The following is a 15,513-nucleotide window of genomic DNA, read 5'->3' as shown; positions in this document are numbered from 1 at the left end:
GAGCCGCGTCATCGGGGCCGAACCACCCCAACCAGTTGGTTGGGCGAAGAAGAGTGTATCGTTCGAGCGCCCGGAGGTGAACCATGGAGCCGACATCCGATGCGGCGCTGCCCGCACGCGAGCGGATCCTCCGCGCGGCCTCCGTCGAGTTCGCCGCCCACGGCTTCGCGGGCGCCCGGGTCGACCGTGTGGCCGCGGCCGCGGGTCTGAACAAGGAGCGGCTCTACGCCTACTACGGCGGCAAGCGCGGCCTGTTCGTCGCGACCGTCGTCGAGGCGCTCGGCGCTCTCGACGAGACGCTCCTCGCCGAGGCGGCGGACCTCCCCGACCTCGCGGGCCGCATGTTCGACCACGTGTGGGAGCACCCGGAGTTCCTGCGCCTGCTCACGTGGGCGCGCCTGGAGGGAGCCGGCGTCTGGGAGGAGGCCGGCGAGCAGCTCGGCGGGGTCCCCGCCCCCGAGGCCCGGGTCCTCGAGTGGCAGCGCACCGGCGTCGTCGACGCGAGCTGGTCCGCCGACGACCTCTTCATCGCCCTCCTCGGCCTCTGCGAGATCTGGCACCTCACCCCCTTCGCCTCCCGGGGCGGGGAGAAGACGCGCGACCGCCGCCGCGCCTTCGTCGTGCACGTCGCGCAGCTGGTGGGCGCACCGCGCTGAGGCCGACCCCTCCCCCGGCAACGGAAGCGACGTCGGCATCTCCGATCCGGACGCGGTGGACGGGGCGGCTCATCCCTCCGAGCCGGAACCCGACGGATCGGAGGAGACTGGGAGGTCCCGCGGATCCGGCTTCGGGACGACCCCTTCATCACCCGGAAGGACCGCGCCCGCCGCGCGCTGAGCCTCGTCCTCGAGGAGGAGTGATTCGAAATCGCCGGGCGCGCACGGCATCTCCGCCCCGATCATGTACATCTCCTCGACAGCGCCGGTGACGAAGCTCGCCCGCAGCACCGGTCCGCCCTGCCCGTAGACCGTCGGGCGCGGAGTCGAATCGGTCACTCTCACCGTCATCCCCAGCGACTCCCAGTAGTCCGCGACCTTCCGCGCATCCCCCTCGACATCGGTGCCCGCCGGGGCCCACCAGGCGTAGCTGTAGCTCGCACCGCTCACCCGGTCGCCGGGGCCGCACACATCGGGCCTGGCCGCGCCGCTCCGCGGCCACCACCCCTCCACATCGAGCCGCCCCGCGGAGTCCCGCACGAACTCCACCACCCGATCCCGACCCTCCCGAGGACTCATCGTGCTCACCGGTCTCGCCTCCTTCTCCGTTGCACAAGCGGTCATCGACATCACGAGCAGAGCGGCGACGGTCAGCGCGACGCCCGTCCGCTGAGGAGAGCCTCTACCCGCCATGGGAGGCTCCCACGACCGCCTTCTGGAAGGCGGTCGGTCCGAGCGGCCGGTTCTCGGTCAGCAGGTCGAGTCGCCGGGAGACGGCCCACGCCGCGTTCTGCAGGGACTCGGTGTTCGTGTCGAGATACCCCGCGAGATCGCCGTCGTCGCTCTTCAGCGCAGCGTGATCCGTCACGATCCTCCCGGCGTCGCCTCCGGTCTCCACACCGAAGACGCGCGCGCCGAAGTCCTCGTCAGCGGGATCCGTGTGGTGGTTCCAGCTGAAGGCGCGGCCCATCCACGCGGCCTCGTCGCCGCTCTCGGTCTCGCCGAGGTACTTGTCCCGCGCCTGCCCCGCGAAGACGGATTCCGCGTGCAGGTCGCTCGCCTCGTCGACGCTGTCCGGGAGGCCGGCCGAGCCCAGCGTCACGACGACCCCGAGCTCGACGTCCGAGCGCGAGGCGGCGACGGCCATGACGGTGCTGCCGTAGGAGTGGGCGACGACGTTCGGCTTCGGCAGGTCGTCGCCCCGGACCGCGGAGAGCCCCTGGACAGCCGAGGCGAGTGCGGCGCCGCCGGCGACCGCCTGGTTCGAGGTGAGGACGTCCATGCCGTTCCCGCCGAGCCGCGCCATCGGCGGGGTCTCGTAGCCGATCCAGGAGACGACGGCGCTGCCGGGCGGGAGGAGCGACTGCAGATTCTGCGACGCCTTCGTCCATCGGGTCATGCTCTCCGTCGTCTGTCCCATCCCGGGGACGGCGTAGGTGACGTTCGTGGCGGTGTCGGGATCGCCGATCGAGACGGCGGCGAGCGGAGGCTCGTCGGCGGTCAGGGAGATGAGGAAGCGCGGGTCCTGACCGAGACCGCGCCGGAGCGATGCCCGCACGTCCCTCAGCGCCACCAGCTGCGACTCCACCGCCGCGAGTCGCTCCCCGTCGTCCGCCTTCCCGCGCAGGCCCGCCGCCTCGCTCCTCAGCGCCACGATCCGCGCCCTCAGCGCCCTCTCGTTCGCCCTCACCCGGGCGCGGTAGGGAACACCCTCCAGATTCCCGATCACCCCGGGCAGACCGGCGACCAGCGCCTCCTGCTGCGGCGAGAAGCGCGCGCCGTCCGTGGAGTCGAGGCTCCGCCACCAGTCGTTCACGAGGGTCGGAGCCAGTCGCCCGAGGCGGGCCGCGAGATCGGGCGACGCGGCGAGGAGTGTCGCGAGATCGTCGGACGAGAGCGCCGCGAGGGAGTCGAGCAGGCTCCGGCCGCCCCGGGGCCGCGCCAGGGTGCCGACGGCGTCGAGGACGGGAACGGAGAGCGCCGCTCCCCCGGCGGCGGTGAAGGCCAGGGAGATCTGCTCGACCCAGGTCGCGTCGGCCGCACCGATCGACAGCAGCTCGCGGAAGCCCTGGAGCACCGAGAAGGACTCGACCGGCGCCCACGAGCAGCGGTTGCCGAAGGCTCCCCAGGCGGCCATCAGATCCTGGAGCCGGGAGCGCATCGCCTCGTCCGCCTGCCGGGTCTGCGAGACGAACACGTCGAGACGCTCGGGGTCGGCGGAGGTCGTGCCTCCCGAGGCGGGGCCGCCCGGGGACGTGCGGGGCACCGACCGGGGGGAGAACAGCGCACGGATCGGCGGAGGCACGACCGGCCGATCGGACGGCGGCCGGTCGACGACCTCCTCGACTCCCGCCGCGAGGGCCGCGACCGGATCGAGGCGGCGCTGCTGCTCGCGCTCGTCCGCCCGCCGCTCCCAGGCCGCGTACTCCTCCCGGCGCCGACGCTCCTCCTCGGCCTTCCGTGCCACGAGCCGAACCGTGTCGGCGAGCTCGTGCAGCTCGGCGCTCAGCCGACCGCGATTCTCCCTGTCGCAGACGCAGACCCGGCGGAACAGCTCGGCGTACGCGCCGCGGAACTCGCCCAGCGCGTACTCGGCAGCGACGGACCTCAGCAGCCCCTGGGAGGCGAGCGCCTCCGCCGCCTCGTCCGAGGCGCGGACCAGCTCCGCCGCTGCTGCGTGGTCGAAAGAGAACAGGGTCATCGCCTCCTGAGTGAGAACATCTCAGGAAATGTAGAACGGCCACGACACCGTCGGCACCGGGTGGCGCGAGACGGCACGCGGTCAGCGCGCCCGCGCCGCGTCCGGCGGCCCGCACGCAGAAGTGGCGCGGACCCCGTCGGTCCGCGCCACTCGTCCAGATCATGCGGGTCACTCCGCCGCGGTCAGCCGCTCCAGGTATCCCGCGAACGCACGCAGGTCCTCCTCGGGCCAGGCGCTCAGCGCCTCCTGCATCCGCTGCCGCTGACGGCCGCCGAGGTCGCGCATCCGCTCGCATCCGGCCGCGCTGAGCGAGAGGAACCGCGCTCGGCCGTCGGCGGGATCGGAGGTCATCTCGACCAGGCCCAGCTCGGCGAGCTGGCGGGCCTGGCGGCTGATCGCGCTGCGGTCGACCCCGAGCCGCTCCGCCGCGGCGCCGGAGTGGACCGGACCGCAGCGCTCGAGGATCCGCAGCAGCCGCAGTCCGAAGGGCGGCAGCGCCGGGTCGATCGACGCCGCCGCGTCCCGGACGGCGAGGCGCACCTGGACGGCGAGCACGGTGATCTGCTCCTCGACCTCGTGCAGCGCCTCGGCCGAGGGCGCGGCGGCGGGCATCAGGAGCGCTCGATCACGTCGACGGAGCCGGTGGGAGCGGCGTGCCGGGCGTGCCCGACCGGCTCCTCCTGCCGCTCCTCGTCGGCGTGGCGGCCGTGTCCGACGGGAGTGGCCTCGCGACCCTCCCGGGCGTGCGTCGCGTCGTCCGTCCGCCGGGCCTGGCCGACGGGGCGGAGCGCCGCCTGGCCGTCCGAGGCGGCGATGAGGGCGTCCTCCGCGGCCTGCAGCGGAGTGGTCGGCTCCGCCTTGAGCTGCACCGCGTTCTTCGAGCCGAGGCTCACGTTGGGCAGGAGGACGACGGCGATCAGCGTGACCACGGCGAGCGGGATGCTGTAGAGGAACACGTCGCCGACGCCGATCCCGTAAGCGCTCTCGACCACGACGCGCACGGCGTCGGGCAGGGTGGCCGGCTGCGGGATCGTGCCGCTGCCCAGCGCCTGCGCGGCGAGAGCCTGGTCGGCGGGAGCGAGCCCCGCGATGCCGGTCTTGATGCGGTCGGCGATCACGGTGCCGAGCATCGAGCCCAGGACCGAGACTCCGACGGTGCCGCCGAGGCTGCGGAAGAACGTGACCGCGCTGGTCGCGACGCCGAGGTTCTTCACCTCGATCGAGTTCTGCACCACCAGGACGAGGTTCTGCATCAGCATGCCCAGGCCGGCGCCGAGGACGGCCATGTAGATCCCGACGAGGACCAGGTCCGTGTCGTAGCGGAGGGTGCTGAGGAGGGAGGTTCCGATCACGGCGAGCACGCCGCCGCTGATCATGATCGCCTTCCACTTGCCGGTGCGGGAGATGATCCCGCCGAAGATCGTCGACGCGATCAGCAGGCCGGCCATCATCGGGATGGTGAGCAGACCCGACTGGGTCGGCGTGGCTCCGCGGGCCAGCTGCATGTACTGCGCGAGGAAGACGGCGACGCCGAACATCGAGACGCCGACCGAGATGCTCGCCACGACGGCGAGGCTGAAGGTGCGGTTCTTGAACATCCCCATCGGGATGATCGGCTCGGCCACGGTGAGCTCGGTGATCACGGCGGCGATCAGCAGCACGACGGCACCGCCGACCATGACCGCGGTCTCCCACGAGGCCCAGTCGAAGTTCTTGCCGGCGAGGGAGACCCAGATCAGCAGGAGCGAGACTCCGCCCGCGATGAGCACGGCGCCGAGGTAGTCGATCCGCACCTTGCGCTTCGGGTGCACGGGGAGGCGGAGGGTCATCTGGAGGAGGACGATCGCGACGATCGCGACGGGCATCGCGATGAAGAAGTTCCAGCGCCAGCCGAACGCGTCGGTCACGACGCCGCCCAGGAGCGGGCCGCCGACGGTGCCGATCGCCATCACGCCGCCGAAGAGGCCGGCGTACTTGCCGCGCTCACGGGGGCTGATGATGTCGGCCATGATGATCTGGCTCAGCGCGGCGAGTCCGCCGGCGCCCAGGCCCTGGAACACGCGGAAGACGATCAGCATGTTCGTGTCCTGCGAGAAGCCGGCCAGGGCGGAGCCGATGACGAACAGCCCGAGGGCGAGCTGGATCAGCAGCTTGCGGTTGAACAGGTCGGCGAACTTGCCCCAGAGCGGGGTGGAGACCGTGGTCGCGAGCAGGGTCGCGGTGACGACCCAGGTGTAGGCGTTCTGGTCGCCCTTGAGGTCGGAGATGATCCGGGGCAGCGAGGTCGACACGACCGTGCCCGCGAGGATCGAGACGAACATGCCCAGCAGCAGGCCGCTGAGCGATTCGAGCACCTGGCGGTGCGACATGGCGCCGTCCGGTCCGGCGGGGGCGTGCGGCTCGGTGGTTCCGCGCGATGCGGCGCGGTGTTCGGGGTGTGACATGGGCTCCTCTTCAGCACGGCGGCGGTTCTAGTTGACCGCGATCAACTATTGACCAAGAGCAACTATATAGCCGGGCGTCACGAATCTCCAGTGGCACTCTGCTGTCGCCCAGGCGCCGCTCCGGCCGCGCCTATCCTCGGAGCATGGACAACATCGATCGGAAGATCCTCGATCTGCTGCGCCAGAACTCCCGCGCGGGCTACGGCGACATCGGCGGCGTGGTCGGGCTCTCCGCCTCCGCGGTGAAGCGCCGCGTCGACCGCCTCGTGGCCGACGGCGTGATCCGCGGCTTCACGATCAAGGTCGACCCCGCGGTCGACGGCATGGCCACCGAGGCCTACGTCGAGCTCTTCTGCCGCGGCACCGTCGCTCCGGACGAGCTCCGCCGCATCCTCTCCGCGGTCCCCGAGGTCGTCGACGCGGGCACGGTCACCGGCTCCGCCGACGCGATCGTCCACATCCGCTCGCGCGACATCCCCAGCCTCGAGCTCGCCCTCGAGAAGGTCCGCATCGCGCCCAACGTCGACCACACGCGCTCCGCGATCGTCCTCTCCCGCCTCATCCAGCGCAGCGAGGCCTGACGGATCGCGCCACCTCCTCGACGCGCGTCGCGACCGCCTGGTACTCCATACCTGTATGGTGAATCCAGGAGGGCGAGCGTGAGCGACAGGGAACAGGCCGGTACGGCGGCACGACGGAGACGGCGCATCTGGCTGATGCTGCCGGCACTGTTCGTCGGCGTCCTGGCCGGGCACCTCGTCGCGACCGCGGTGGGCGCCGAGGATCCGTGGGACGTCGTGGTCACCGCCGCCGTCGCGGCAGCGGTGGCGTCCGTCGTCCTCGCCCTCGTCGACCGGCGGCGCTGAGCCCTCCCTCCTGGATCGGAATCCGAGGGAGGGAACGACGATGGAACGACAGAGGACGAGCACGGCACTGGTCGCGGCGGCGGCCGCTCTGCTGGCGGTGCCGCTGTTCACAGCGCAGGCCGCGCACGCCGAGCCGGCGAGGCAGGAGACGAGCAGCCGGGTGCACCTCGAGGCACGGGGCGGATCGGCGTCGACGGTGACCTTCGACGTCACCGACGACACGCGGATCGTCGAGCTGGCGGGCGGCGGGGTCGGCTTCACGGACGGCGCCGAGACGTCCGACGCACTCCCGGAGAGGATCGACGTCGGACGCGGCCGCACCGTGTCGGGCCACTGGTCGATCGACGACTCCGACACGCTCACCTTCCACTTCGCCCCGGACTCGGCGTCCCGCTCGGCGGCGGGCGGCCTGCACCTGAACAGCGACTGGAGCTCGCCCGAGTGGGGCCACTGCGTCGCCGGGAGCGGCGTCAGCGGTGCCGCGACCGGCGGGGTGATCGGCGCGATCTCCGGTCCCGGCGCGATCGCCTCCGCGACCGGCGGGCTGCTCGCGGGGATCATCGGCGGAGCGATCACCTGCTGAGCGCCGCCTCCTGAACGACCCGGATCAGGCGGGCGCGTCCGCTGCGGTGTGGACGCGCTCGCCGCCGATCCAGGTGCCCAGCACCCGGGTGTCCCCGATCGCGCGGGGGTCGCCGGCGAAGGGGTCCCGGTGCAGCAGGGCGAAGTCCGCCGCGAGTCCCACGGCGATCGAGCCCGACTCGCCCTCCAGGCCGTTCACCCACGCCGAGCCGGCCGTGGAGGCGGAGAGGGCGGTGGCGAGGTCGAGGCGCTGCTCCGGGAGGAACACCTCCTCGCTCCACCCCGGCTCGCGCTCGGACGGCGCCGAGAGCCGGTTCACCGCGACGTGGATCGCGGCGAGCGGGTCGGGCGTCGACACCGGCCAGTCGCTCCCCGCGGCGAGCACCGCGCCCGAGCGGAGCAGGTCGCCGAAGGGGTACTGCCACGAGCCGCGCCGCTCACCGAGGAACGGCAGCGTCAGCTCCACCATCTGCGGCTCCAGCGAGGCCCACAGCATCTGCAGGTTGGCCGCGACGTCGAGCGCACGGAAGCGCGGCAGGTCGTCCGGATGCACGACCTGCAGGTGCGCGAGGTGGTGGCGGTTGCCGCGGCGCCCGTTCGCCTCGATCGCCCGCTCGACGGCGTCCAGGCACTCGCGCACGGCGCGATCGCCGATCGCGTGGAAGTGCACCTGGAACCCGGCCGCGTCCAGGAGCGGCACGGCCTCGTTCAGGAGGCGCGGGTCGACCATCGAGAGGCCGTCGCCGTGACCGTGGCCGCCGTGCCCGTCGAGGTAGGGCTCGAGCATCGCCGCCGTGAAGTTCTCGGCGACCCCGTCCTGCATGATCTTGACGGTCGTCGGCGCGAAGCCGTCGGCGGCGAGCGCCGCGCGCCGCTCGACGAGCTCCGGGATCTGCTCGACGCCGCGGCCCCGGTCCCACCACAGCGCACCGCGGACGCGCCCGGTCAGCTCGCCGCTCAGCGCCGCGCGGCGGTACACCGGACCGGGGTCGCCCACATCGCCGTAGGAGCCGATGATCGCGTCCTGCCACGCCGTCACTCCGAACGAGTGCAGGGTCTCCTGCCCGAGGAGCAGCGCGCGGTGGAGCTCGTCCGCGCTCGCGGGCGGGAGGTGGCGGCGGACCGCGTCCATCGCCCCCTCGTGCAGGGTGCCGGAGGGGGTGCCGTCGGCCAGGCGCTCGATGCGGCCGTCGGCGGGGTCCGGCGTCGTGCGGTCGATCCCCGCGAGGCGCAGTGCGGCGGAGTTGACCCAGGCACCGTGCCCGTCGGCGTTGGTGAGGAAGGCGGGCCGGTCAGGGACGACCGTGTCGAGCTCGCGGGCGGTCGGAGTGCCTCCGGGGAAGTCGGGCAGGTTCCAGCCGCCGCCGAGGATCCACTCCGCTCCGCTCTCCCGAGCCGCGTACTCGGCGACCGTCGCCAGGTGCTCGGCGGGCGACCCTCCCGCTCCGAGCCAGCAGCGCAGCAGCGCGGCACCGCCCCAGACCGGGTGCACGTGGGCGTCCTGGAAGCCGGGGACGAGCATCCGGCCCTCGAGGTCGACCACCTCGGTGCGCGGCCCGATCAGGTCGGAGGCGTCGGCGCCGACCGCGACGATCCGCCCTCCGACGACAGCGACGCCGTGCGCTCGGGAGCGCACGGCGTCGGCGGTGAAGACGGCGCCGCCGGTCAGGACGAGATCGGGGGCGCGCACGGGTTCAGAAGCCCGCGGGAGCGAAGGCCTGCGTCATCTGGGAGAAGAGCGACACCGTCCAGCCGATCGCGATGAGGAACGACACGACCACGACGCCGAGGAAGACCCAGAGCGGGAGGAGTCCGCCGCCGGTCACGCGCTTCACGACCACGCTGCGGCCGATCACGTAGACGTAGGGAGCGGCGAGGAAGGCCCACGCCCAGTGGAACGGACGCTGCAGGCCGGCTCGCTTCAGCTGGCGCCAGTCGAGGAAGGCGAAGACGACCTCCGCCGCGTAGATCAGGAAGCCGACGACCTGGAGCACGCCGAGGCCGACGAGGTAGGCGGTCGACATCCCCATCGAGGAGCTCGGCCCGTAGGTCGAGGCCATCGACGAGTCGACGATCGCGCTCGGCGGGAGGAGGAAGATCGACAGCGCCGAGAGCAGCGGCAGGAGGACTACCACCCAGATCCACGGGGTGGACGTGACGATGCTCGTGTCGCGCTGCTGCACGGGTGCTCCGGGAGCCGCGGCGTAGGCCGGGTACTGCGGCTGCTGCTGGTTGTAGGGCTGCTGCGGCTGCTGGCCGTAGGGCTGCTGGCCGTACCCCTGCTGGCCGTACTGCTGGGGAGCCTGCTGGCCGTAGCCCTGCTGCGGCTGCTGCTGGCCGGAGGGCTGCTGCTGCTGCGGCTGCTGACCGGCGCCCTGCTGGCCGTAGCCCTGCTGCCCGTAGCTCTGCTGCGGGTCGGCGGACGACGGCTGCTGCGGATACTGACCCGAGGCCGACTGCCCGTAGCTCGTCGCCGCTCCGCTCGACGTCTCCCCGTAGGCGGGACGCTCGGCGGGCGGCGCAGGCGGAGTCGGTGCGGTCGGCGGAACGGGAGTCGCGGCGGCCTGCGCCGACCCGCTCTCGGCCGGGGCGGTGGGAGTGGCCGCCGGCGCGTCGCGGAGCGACTCCGTCCAGCCGGTCCCGTCCCACCAGCGCTGACGGGACGAGCCCGCCGGGTCCGGGTACCACCCGGCGCGGGGTCCGGAGGCCTCGCCGCCCGTGCTCGCGCCCTGGTCCGTGCCGGTTCCGTTGTCGTCCGTCATGGCGTCCTCCACTCCCCTCCGGGCGTCTGCCCGCGATCTCGGACCACCGTAGCGCCGCGACACGATGCATGGCCTGAGGGCGAGCTGATCGCGCGCTGTCCGAGCGCTGTCCGCACCGGCAGGCGCCGGAGGCCGCCGACCGCCAGGATGGACGCATGCCCCACCTCCTCCGAGCCCGCGCCGCCCTCTTCGACATGGACGGGACGCTCGTCGACTCGACGGCCGTCGTGGAGACCATCTGGGGCGCCTTCGCCGAGCGCTTCGCTCTCGACCACGACGCGGTGCTCGGCGCCGTTCACGGTGTCCGCGCCGCCGATAGCGTCCGCCGCTTCGCTCCGGCCGGCAGCGACGTCGACGCGATCGTCGCGGAGCTCGACGCGTACGAGCTCGAGCACACCGAGGGCACCGTCGAGATCCCCGGCGCGACGGCGTTCCTCGCCTCACTCCCCCGCGAGCGCGTCGCCCTGGTCACGTCCGCGAGCCCGGCACTGGCGGCCGCCCGTCTGGCCGCGGCGGGCGTCCCCTCCCCCGACACCGTCGTCACCGCGCACGACGTCGCGAACGGCAAGCCCGCTCCCGACGGCTACCTCGCCGCCGCGGCCCTGCTCGGCGTCTCCCCCGAGGAAGCGCTGGTGTTCGAGGACGCCGAGGCCGGCATCCGGGCGGGTCTGGACGCGGGCATGCGCGTGATCGTCGTCGGGAGCCACGAGAGTGCGAGCACCCGGGGGCTGCCCCGGATCGCGCACTACTCCGACGCGCGCGCCGCGCTCGAGGGCGACGAGCTCGTCGTCACCCTCGGCGGGCCTCAGTAGCGGATCGCGTCGATCACCTTCACCCGCACGGCGACGATCGCCGGCACCAGGCCCGCGAGCGCGCCGACGAGGGTCGCCGCCCCGAGCCCGAGCAGCGCCGCCTCGGCCGGGAAAGGCGGGATGTCGGCGATCCCGTTGTCCTGCACGAAGGCCACCGTCCACGGGTTGGTGACGAGGATGACCGCGACCGTCACGCCGACCACTCCCGCGACGACGGTCGCCACGACGCTCTCCATCATGATCGAGAAGAAGATGCGGCCGGAGGAGGCGCCGAAGCTGCGCCGGATGCCGATCTCGCGGATCCGCTGCCGGACGGTGACCAGGGCGATGTTGAGCAGTCCGAGCGCGCCGAGCGCCAGCACCAGGCCCGCCACGCCGCCGATCACCCAGGTCAGCACGCCGAAGGGGTCGGAGTCGTAGACCAGGTAGTCCTGCCGGTCGACCGACACCTCGAAGTCGGATCCCAGGGCGCCGGCCACGTCGCGCTCCACCGCCGCGGCGAGGGGCTCGGCCAGGTCGAGCGGCACCCACATCTCGTAGTTCGGCACGCCCTGCCCGCCGTACTGCGGGTCGGCGTCGCGGGCGACCGCCGGGTAGGCGTCCGCGAGCATCATCATCGACGGATCCGTCTCGAACTGCGAGGAGGGAGTCACGCCGACCACCACGCCCGTGACGTCGCGCTCGGAGCCGAGCAGGGTGACCACCGGGTGGGTGCGCAGATCCGGGCTCCCGATCCGCTCCCAGAAGCGCTCGTTGACGACGAGTGCGGGAGCGAGGCGCTGGGAGTCGCGGGCGGTGAACCAGGAGCCGTCCACGATCTTCAGCCGGTGCATCTCGGCGAAGGGCTGGTCGACCGCCTGCACCGCGACGTCGACGGCGCCGTCGGCGAACTGGACGCGCGCGCTGCCGTAGGTCGAGCGGCTCGCGTAGGTGATGGAGTAGCGCTCGAGCGCACCGGTCCACGCGGCCTGGAGTGCGTCGGCATCCACCTCGGCGGTGCCGGTGCCGGAGGGGTAGGCGGAGAGGAAGAGGCTCGCCGGGCGCCCGCTGGAGCGCTCGGCCTGCTCGATGCTGGCCTGGCGGGCGATGCCACCGGCGGCGACGACCGCGGTCAGGGCGGCGACGGCCACCGCGACTCCGATCAGCGAGAGCAGCACGCGGCCGCGGTGGATCCGCAGCTCGGTCCACGCCTCGACGATCGCGCCGGCGATCCCGACGAGCGCGCGCATCAGAGGACCACCCCCTCGGCGACGGGGCCCGCATCCGCGGTCGAGCCCAGGCGGCCGTGGTCGAGCCGGTAGTGGCGCTCGGCCCGCGCCGCGATGGCCGGGTCGTGGGTGATGGTGACCAGCGCGGAGCCGGACTCGCGGGCGATCTCGTCGAGCAGGCCCATCACGCTCTCGCCGGTGTCGGTGTCGAGGGCGCCCGTCGGCTCGTCGGCGAGGATCAGCCGCGGTCGGCGCACCAGGGCGCGGGCGATCGCGATCCGCTGCTGCTCGCCGCCGGACATGCGCCCGGGCATCGAGTCCACGCGGTGCCCGAGGCCGACCCGCTCCAGCATCTCGGCCGCGAGGTCGCGGCGGCGCCAGAACTCCGATCCGGTCGCGTAGAGCAGCGGCGTCATCACGTTCTCGCGGGCGGTCCGCCCCTCCAGCAGGTTGAACTGCTGGAAGATGAAGCCGATGCTGCCGCCGCGGATGCGCGCGCGGGCCCGCGAGGACAGGGTCTCGGTGGGAGCACCCTCGAGCAGCATCCGCCCCTCGGTGGGCTCGTCGATGAGTCCGAGGATGTTGAGCAGCGTCGACTTGCCGGAACCGCTGCGGCCCACGACCGAGACGTGGTCGCCCTCGCCCACCTCGAGATCGACTCCGTCGAGGATCGTCAGCGGCGGCGCGTCGGGCAGCGGGACGACCTTGCGGATACCCTCGAGCCGGAGGATCGTCACGAGCAGAAGACCGAGCCGTCGGGCTGCGCGATGCAGTCGCCGCCCAGCTGGACGTCGGGAGCAGCCTCCTCCGCGCCCGGCACGAACTGCAGGAGCTCGGCGCCCTCCTCCACTCCGCCGGTGATCTCGACGGAGCTGCCGTCGGTGAGTCCCAGCGTCACCGGGACCTCCTCGGTGCTGCCGTCGTCCGCCCGGCGGAACACGACGCCGGACTGGGCGGTGCCCTCGACCGCGGTGGTCGGCACGACGAGGACGTCCTCCGCCTTGCCTCCCGCGAGAGTCACCGAGGCGGCAAGCCCGGGGAACACGGTGACCTCCGTCGGCACCTGGCAGGTGAAGCTCGTGCCGGAGCCGCCGGTGGAGGTTCCACCGCCGCCGTCCGTCGCTCCGCCGGTCGTGCCGCCCTCGCCGGCTCCGGCGAGAGGGGTGCTGATGGTGAGGTCGGTGCAGGTGAAGCCGGCGGGCCCGCCGGTGATCGCGACCTGCGCCTCTGTCGGCCGGTTCTGGATGCGGTAGAGCTGCTGCGCGTCGATCGTGCCGGTGACGGCGTAGCTCGGCGGCGCGACCTGTCCGGTCACCTCGCCGACCGTGACGGCCTGGTCGTGGATGACGCCGAGGGCGCTGAGGGTGCCGCCGGTCGCGGCGTAGACCCGCTCGAAGCGCACGGAGGGCTCCTGCTGGGTGAGGGTGACGGCGCCGTCCGGGCCGGTCGTCTCGACCGGGTCGCGCGGAGTCTCGACGCGGATGTCGTAGATGAGATCGCCCGACGCGACGGCCGCGCCCTGCTGCACGTAGACGTCGTCGACCGTTCCGGCCGCCGTCGCCTTCAGCGGCACGGCGGGGTCGGCGGCGACGGTGCCCTGGAGGGTGAGGTCGTTGGTGACCGTGCCGCGGGCGACCGTGACGGTCGGCTCGGTGATCTCACCGGTCGGCTGCGTCGGATCGGCCTCGGCCGCGCCGTCCGGGAAGAACGCGATCTTCACCAGGGCGATGCTCGCCGCTCCGATGATGACCATCCACACGATCGGGAACACCCAACGCCGAACCGCACCCATCAAGTCCCCCGACTCCGCTTCCAGGGCGCTCCGCCGTGGGGCGCCGGAGGCAGCCTATCCGGCGGGGAGGTCGCGTCACGGACCGTGGCGCGCCCGTCAGCCGACGAGCGCCGCGACGATCGAGGCGACGCGGCGCGCCCTCGTCTCGGCGGCCTTCGCGCCCTCGACCGACGTGACGTGGGCCTTCCGCGCGCTCGGCGAGAGCGCGGCGAAGCGCTCCGCAGCGCCCGCTGAGGCCAGCGCGGACGCCAGGTCCTCCGGCACGGCGACCTCGCGCGGCGCGGTGTCGAGCTCGATCACGACGTCGATCGCGTCACCGCCGGCGAGCTGCGTCTCGCGGCGCTTCTCGGCCGAGAACGGGATGAGCGCGCGTCCGCCCATCGCTCCGACCGTGCTGGTGAAGCGGTAGCCGTTCACCGTCACCGCGACGGCGGGACGCTTGCCGCCGCCGAGTGCCTCGAGGACCTCGGGCGGCACCTCGATGCCGGTGTTGTTGCCGATCTGGAAGAGCGTCGTGGTGAACTGCACGAGGCGATGATGGCACGGACTCCCGCGTGTCGCGCGGCCGATCGCCGTACGGATGCGGGGGGCCGTCGACTCGATCCTCGTCGACCTCCCGTTCACGGATCCGGAGCGCTCGAGGGCGTTCTCCCCGGCGCTCGGCCGGAGCCTGAATCCTCTGTTCAGGCCTGAGTCCTCTGTTCAGCGACGACGCCGCCTGCTCCGTCGCCTCCGAGAACGTGTCCGCGATGGTCGTCCCGCACCCCTCCTTCTCGACCTCCAGGTCGAAGGAGATCATCGACGCGCGCTCCCAGGTGCAGGCCCTCTTCGCGGTGAGCGTCGGCAGTCGGGAGGAGGTCGGGAACGGGCCGGCCTCCAGCGGCGCCGAGCCGGTCGCGGTGCAGGACCTCGGCTCCATACGGGCGCGCGGCCTCGTGGACCCTGACGGCCACGTCCGGGAGTCCCTGTACACGGATCCAGCCGCGGCCGAGGCCGGTCCGCCCCGGGAGCGAGGGGTCGGTGCGCTCAGCAGGAGCGGGTGTCGGGGTCTCCGAGCGAGGAGCGCACGGCGTCGACCGTCATCCTGCCCTCGGGGTCGAGCCGGGCGAGCATGCGCGACATGATGTCGGCCAGCTGCGGGATCTGCTCGGCGTCGAGCGGATCGATGACGTCGGCCAGCACGGTCGCGACGTGACCGGGCGCCGTGTCGACGATCTTCTGGAGGCCGGCGTCGGTGAGCACCGCGTTCGTGGCGCGGCCGTCGGAGGCGCAGGGGCGGCGCTCGAGGTAGCCGCGGGCGACGAGGCGGGTCACCACGTGCGAGAGCCGGGGCAGGGTCGCGTTGGTGCGGGCGGCGAGCGTGGTCATCCGGAGGGCGCGGTCGGGCGCCTCGGACAGCATCGCCAGCGTCAGGTACTCGAAGTGCGTGAGCCCCGCGTCGCGCTGCAGCTGCGTGTCGAGGGCGCCCGGCAGCAGTTCCACGACCGCGATGAAGCGCAGCCAGGCGTCGAGCTGATCGGGCGTCAGCCAGCGTGTCTCGGGCGCACTCATCCCCCCACCCTACCCACTACTTGCCGCGACAAGTAAGTCCCCCGTCGCCCCTCGTCGAGCCGCGTCCCGAGGCTCCGTCGGGAGGCCGACCCGCGCCCGCCTGATCCCACCATCGTCGCGAGCACCGCCCCCGAGGCGA

16 protein-coding genes are annotated in these 15,513 nt (G+C 72.9%); 5 read left to right on the top strand and 11 right to left on the bottom strand.

Going from position 1 to position 15,513, the window contains the following annotated elements; translation table 11 throughout:
* Positions 1-83 precede the first annotated feature (83 nt).
* Positions 84-656 carry a TetR family transcriptional regulator gene (locus tag C5C55_RS04950; RefSeq protein ID WP_104233110.1) on the top strand — a complete coding sequence of 191 codons (573 nt, stop codon included), beginning with the start codon at positions 84-86 and terminating at the stop codon, positions 654-656.
* A gap of 69 nt (positions 657-725) precedes the next feature.
* Here the strand turns inward: C5C55_RS04950 and C5C55_RS04945 are convergent, their stop codons facing one another.
* From C5C55_RS04945 to C5C55_RS04930, 4 genes are all read right to left on the bottom strand, one after another.
* Positions 726-1,349 (bottom strand): hypothetical protein, encoded by a 624-nt coding sequence (locus C5C55_RS04945; protein ID WP_104233109.1) that lies wholly within the window; start codon positions 1,347-1,349, stop codon positions 726-728.
* Positions 1,339-3,357 carry an alpha/beta hydrolase gene (locus tag C5C55_RS04940; RefSeq protein WP_104233108.1) on the bottom strand — a complete coding sequence of 673 codons (2,019 nt, stop codon included), beginning with the start codon at positions 3,355-3,357 and terminating at the stop codon, positions 1,339-1,341. The genes C5C55_RS04945 and C5C55_RS04940 overlap by 11 nt, the downstream gene beginning before the upstream one ends.
* 168 nt (positions 3,358-3,525) lie before the next feature.
* Positions 3,526-3,969: a MarR family winged helix-turn-helix transcriptional regulator gene (locus C5C55_RS04935; protein ID WP_104222853.1), complete on the bottom strand. Its 444-nt coding sequence runs from the start codon at positions 3,967-3,969 to the stop codon at positions 3,526-3,528.
* Positions 3,969-5,726, bottom strand: a complete 1,758-nt coding sequence (locus C5C55_RS04930; protein ID WP_104233107.1) for an MDR family MFS transporter — start codon at positions 5,724-5,726, stop codon at positions 3,969-3,971. The genes C5C55_RS04935 and C5C55_RS04930 overlap by 1 nt, the downstream gene beginning before the upstream one ends.
* 218 nt (positions 5,727-5,944) lie before the next feature.
* Between C5C55_RS04930 and C5C55_RS04925 the strand changes: the two genes are divergently transcribed.
* The 3 genes from C5C55_RS04925 (at position 5,945) to C5C55_RS04920 (ending at position 7,250) form a co-directional block, all read left to right on the top strand.
* Entirely contained in the window at positions 5,945-6,382 is a 438-nt protein-coding gene (locus tag C5C55_RS04925; RefSeq protein ID WP_104222855.1) for an Lrp/AsnC family transcriptional regulator, read from the top strand.
* Positions 6,383-6,460: 78 nt separating this feature from the next.
* Positions 6,461-6,667 (top strand): hypothetical protein, encoded by a 207-nt coding sequence (locus tag C5C55_RS16285; protein ID WP_146076614.1) that lies wholly within the window; start codon positions 6,461-6,463, stop codon positions 6,665-6,667.
* A 40-nt stretch (positions 6,668-6,707) separates the two neighbouring features.
* Positions 6,708-7,250 (top strand): hypothetical protein, encoded by a 543-nt coding sequence (locus tag C5C55_RS04920; protein ID WP_104233106.1) that lies wholly within the window; start codon positions 6,708-6,710, stop codon positions 7,248-7,250.
* 24 nt (positions 7,251-7,274) lie between these two features.
* On the opposite strand, the gene C5C55_RS04915 is transcribed toward C5C55_RS04920, so the two are convergent.
* Together C5C55_RS04915 and C5C55_RS16820 are read right to left on the bottom strand one after the other, a co-directional pair.
* Positions 7,275-8,939: an amidohydrolase gene (locus C5C55_RS04915; protein ID WP_104233105.1), complete on the bottom strand. Its 1,665-nt coding sequence runs from the start codon at positions 8,937-8,939 to the stop codon at positions 7,275-7,277.
* Positions 8,940-8,943: 4 nt separating this feature from the next.
* Positions 8,944-10,011 carry a DUF2510 domain-containing protein gene (locus tag C5C55_RS16820; RefSeq protein ID WP_258065106.1) on the bottom strand — a complete coding sequence of 356 codons (1,068 nt, stop codon included), beginning with the start codon at positions 10,009-10,011 and terminating at the stop codon, positions 8,944-8,946.
* 155 nt (positions 10,012-10,166) lie between these two features.
* Between C5C55_RS16820 and C5C55_RS04905 the strand changes: the two genes are divergently transcribed.
* Entirely contained in the window at positions 10,167-10,823 is a 657-nt protein-coding gene (locus C5C55_RS04905) for an HAD-IA family hydrolase (RefSeq protein WP_104233104.1), read from the top strand.
* On the opposite strand, the gene C5C55_RS04900 is transcribed toward C5C55_RS04905, so the two are convergent.
* From C5C55_RS04900 to C5C55_RS04880, 5 genes are all read right to left on the bottom strand, one after another.
* Entirely contained in the window at positions 10,817-12,052 is a 1,236-nt protein-coding gene (locus tag C5C55_RS04900; RefSeq protein ID WP_104233103.1) for an ABC transporter permease, read from the bottom strand. The two genes, C5C55_RS04905 and C5C55_RS04900, sit on opposite strands and share 7 nt — an antisense overlap.
* A complete protein-coding gene (locus tag C5C55_RS04895; protein ID WP_104233102.1) occupies positions 12,052-12,768 on the bottom strand; it encodes an ABC transporter ATP-binding protein in 717 nt (238 codons plus the stop codon). The genes C5C55_RS04900 and C5C55_RS04895 overlap by 1 nt, the downstream gene beginning before the upstream one ends.
* Entirely contained in the window at positions 12,765-13,784 is a 1,020-nt protein-coding gene (locus C5C55_RS04890; RefSeq protein WP_104222862.1) for an efflux RND transporter periplasmic adaptor subunit, read from the bottom strand. The genes C5C55_RS04895 and C5C55_RS04890 overlap by 4 nt, the downstream gene beginning before the upstream one ends.
* 135 nt (positions 13,785-13,919) lie before the next feature.
* Positions 13,920-14,351: a YdeI/OmpD-associated family protein gene (locus tag C5C55_RS04885; protein WP_104233100.1), complete on the bottom strand. Its 432-nt coding sequence runs from the start codon at positions 14,349-14,351 to the stop codon at positions 13,920-13,922.
* Positions 14,352-14,849: 498 nt separating this feature from the next.
* Positions 14,850-15,374 carry a MarR family winged helix-turn-helix transcriptional regulator gene (locus C5C55_RS04880; RefSeq protein WP_104233099.1) on the bottom strand — a complete coding sequence of 175 codons (525 nt, stop codon included), beginning with the start codon at positions 15,372-15,374 and terminating at the stop codon, positions 14,850-14,852.
* Between the last annotated feature and the right edge of the window lie 139 nt (positions 15,375-15,513).

It is taken from the genome of Rathayibacter sp. AY1C2, from assembly GCF_002931195.1.
Lineage (GTDB): Bacteria > Actinomycetota > Actinomycetes > Actinomycetales > Microbacteriaceae > Rathayibacter.
The sequence above is the reverse complement of the archived record's forward strand: the minus strand, read 5'-3'. Positions and strand labels throughout refer to the sequence as shown.

What these genes read in the sequence shown, in the direction of transcription:
- C5C55_RS04950 (WP_104233110.1), top strand. Translation starts at nt 84, where the DNA reads ATGGAGCCGACATCCGATGCGGCGCTGCCCGCACGCGAGCGGATCCTC.
- C5C55_RS04945 (WP_104233109.1), bottom strand. Translation starts at nt 1,349, where the DNA reads ATGGCGGGTAGAGGCTCTCCTCAGCGGACGGGCGTCGCGCTGACCGTC.
- C5C55_RS04940 (WP_104233108.1), bottom strand. Translation starts at nt 3,357, where the DNA reads ATGACCCTGTTCTCTTTCGACCACGCAGCAGCGGCGGAGCTGGTCCGC.
- C5C55_RS04935 (WP_104222853.1), bottom strand. Translation starts at nt 3,969, where the DNA reads ATGCCCGCCGCCGCGCCCTCGGCCGAGGCGCTGCACGAGGTCGAGGAG.
- C5C55_RS04930 (WP_104233107.1), bottom strand. Translation starts at nt 5,726, where the DNA reads ATGTCGCACCGCCAGGTGCTCGAATCGCTCAGCGGCCTGCTGCTGGGC.
- C5C55_RS04925 (WP_104222855.1), top strand. Translation starts at nt 5,945, where the DNA reads ATGGACAACATCGATCGGAAGATCCTCGATCTGCTGCGCCAGAACTCC.
- C5C55_RS04920 (WP_104233106.1), top strand. Translation starts at nt 6,708, where the DNA reads ATGGAACGACAGAGGACGAGCACGGCACTGGTCGCGGCGGCGGCCGCT.
- C5C55_RS16820 (WP_258065106.1), bottom strand. Translation starts at nt 10,011, where the DNA reads ATGACGGACGACAACGGAACCGGCACGGACCAGGGCGCGAGCACGGGC.
- C5C55_RS04905 (WP_104233104.1), top strand. Translation starts at nt 10,167, where the DNA reads ATGCCCCACCTCCTCCGAGCCCGCGCCGCCCTCTTCGACATGGACGGG.
- C5C55_RS04900 (WP_104233103.1), bottom strand. Translation starts at nt 12,052, where the DNA reads ATGCGCGCGCTCGTCGGGATCGCCGGCGCGATCGTCGAGGCGTGGACC.
- C5C55_RS04890 (WP_104222862.1), bottom strand. Translation starts at nt 13,784, where the DNA reads ATGGTCATCATCGGAGCGGCGAGCATCGCCCTGGTGAAGATCGCGTTC.
- C5C55_RS04880 (WP_104233099.1), bottom strand. Translation starts at nt 15,374, where the DNA reads ATGAGTGCGCCCGAGACACGCTGGCTGACGCCCGATCAGCTCGACGCC.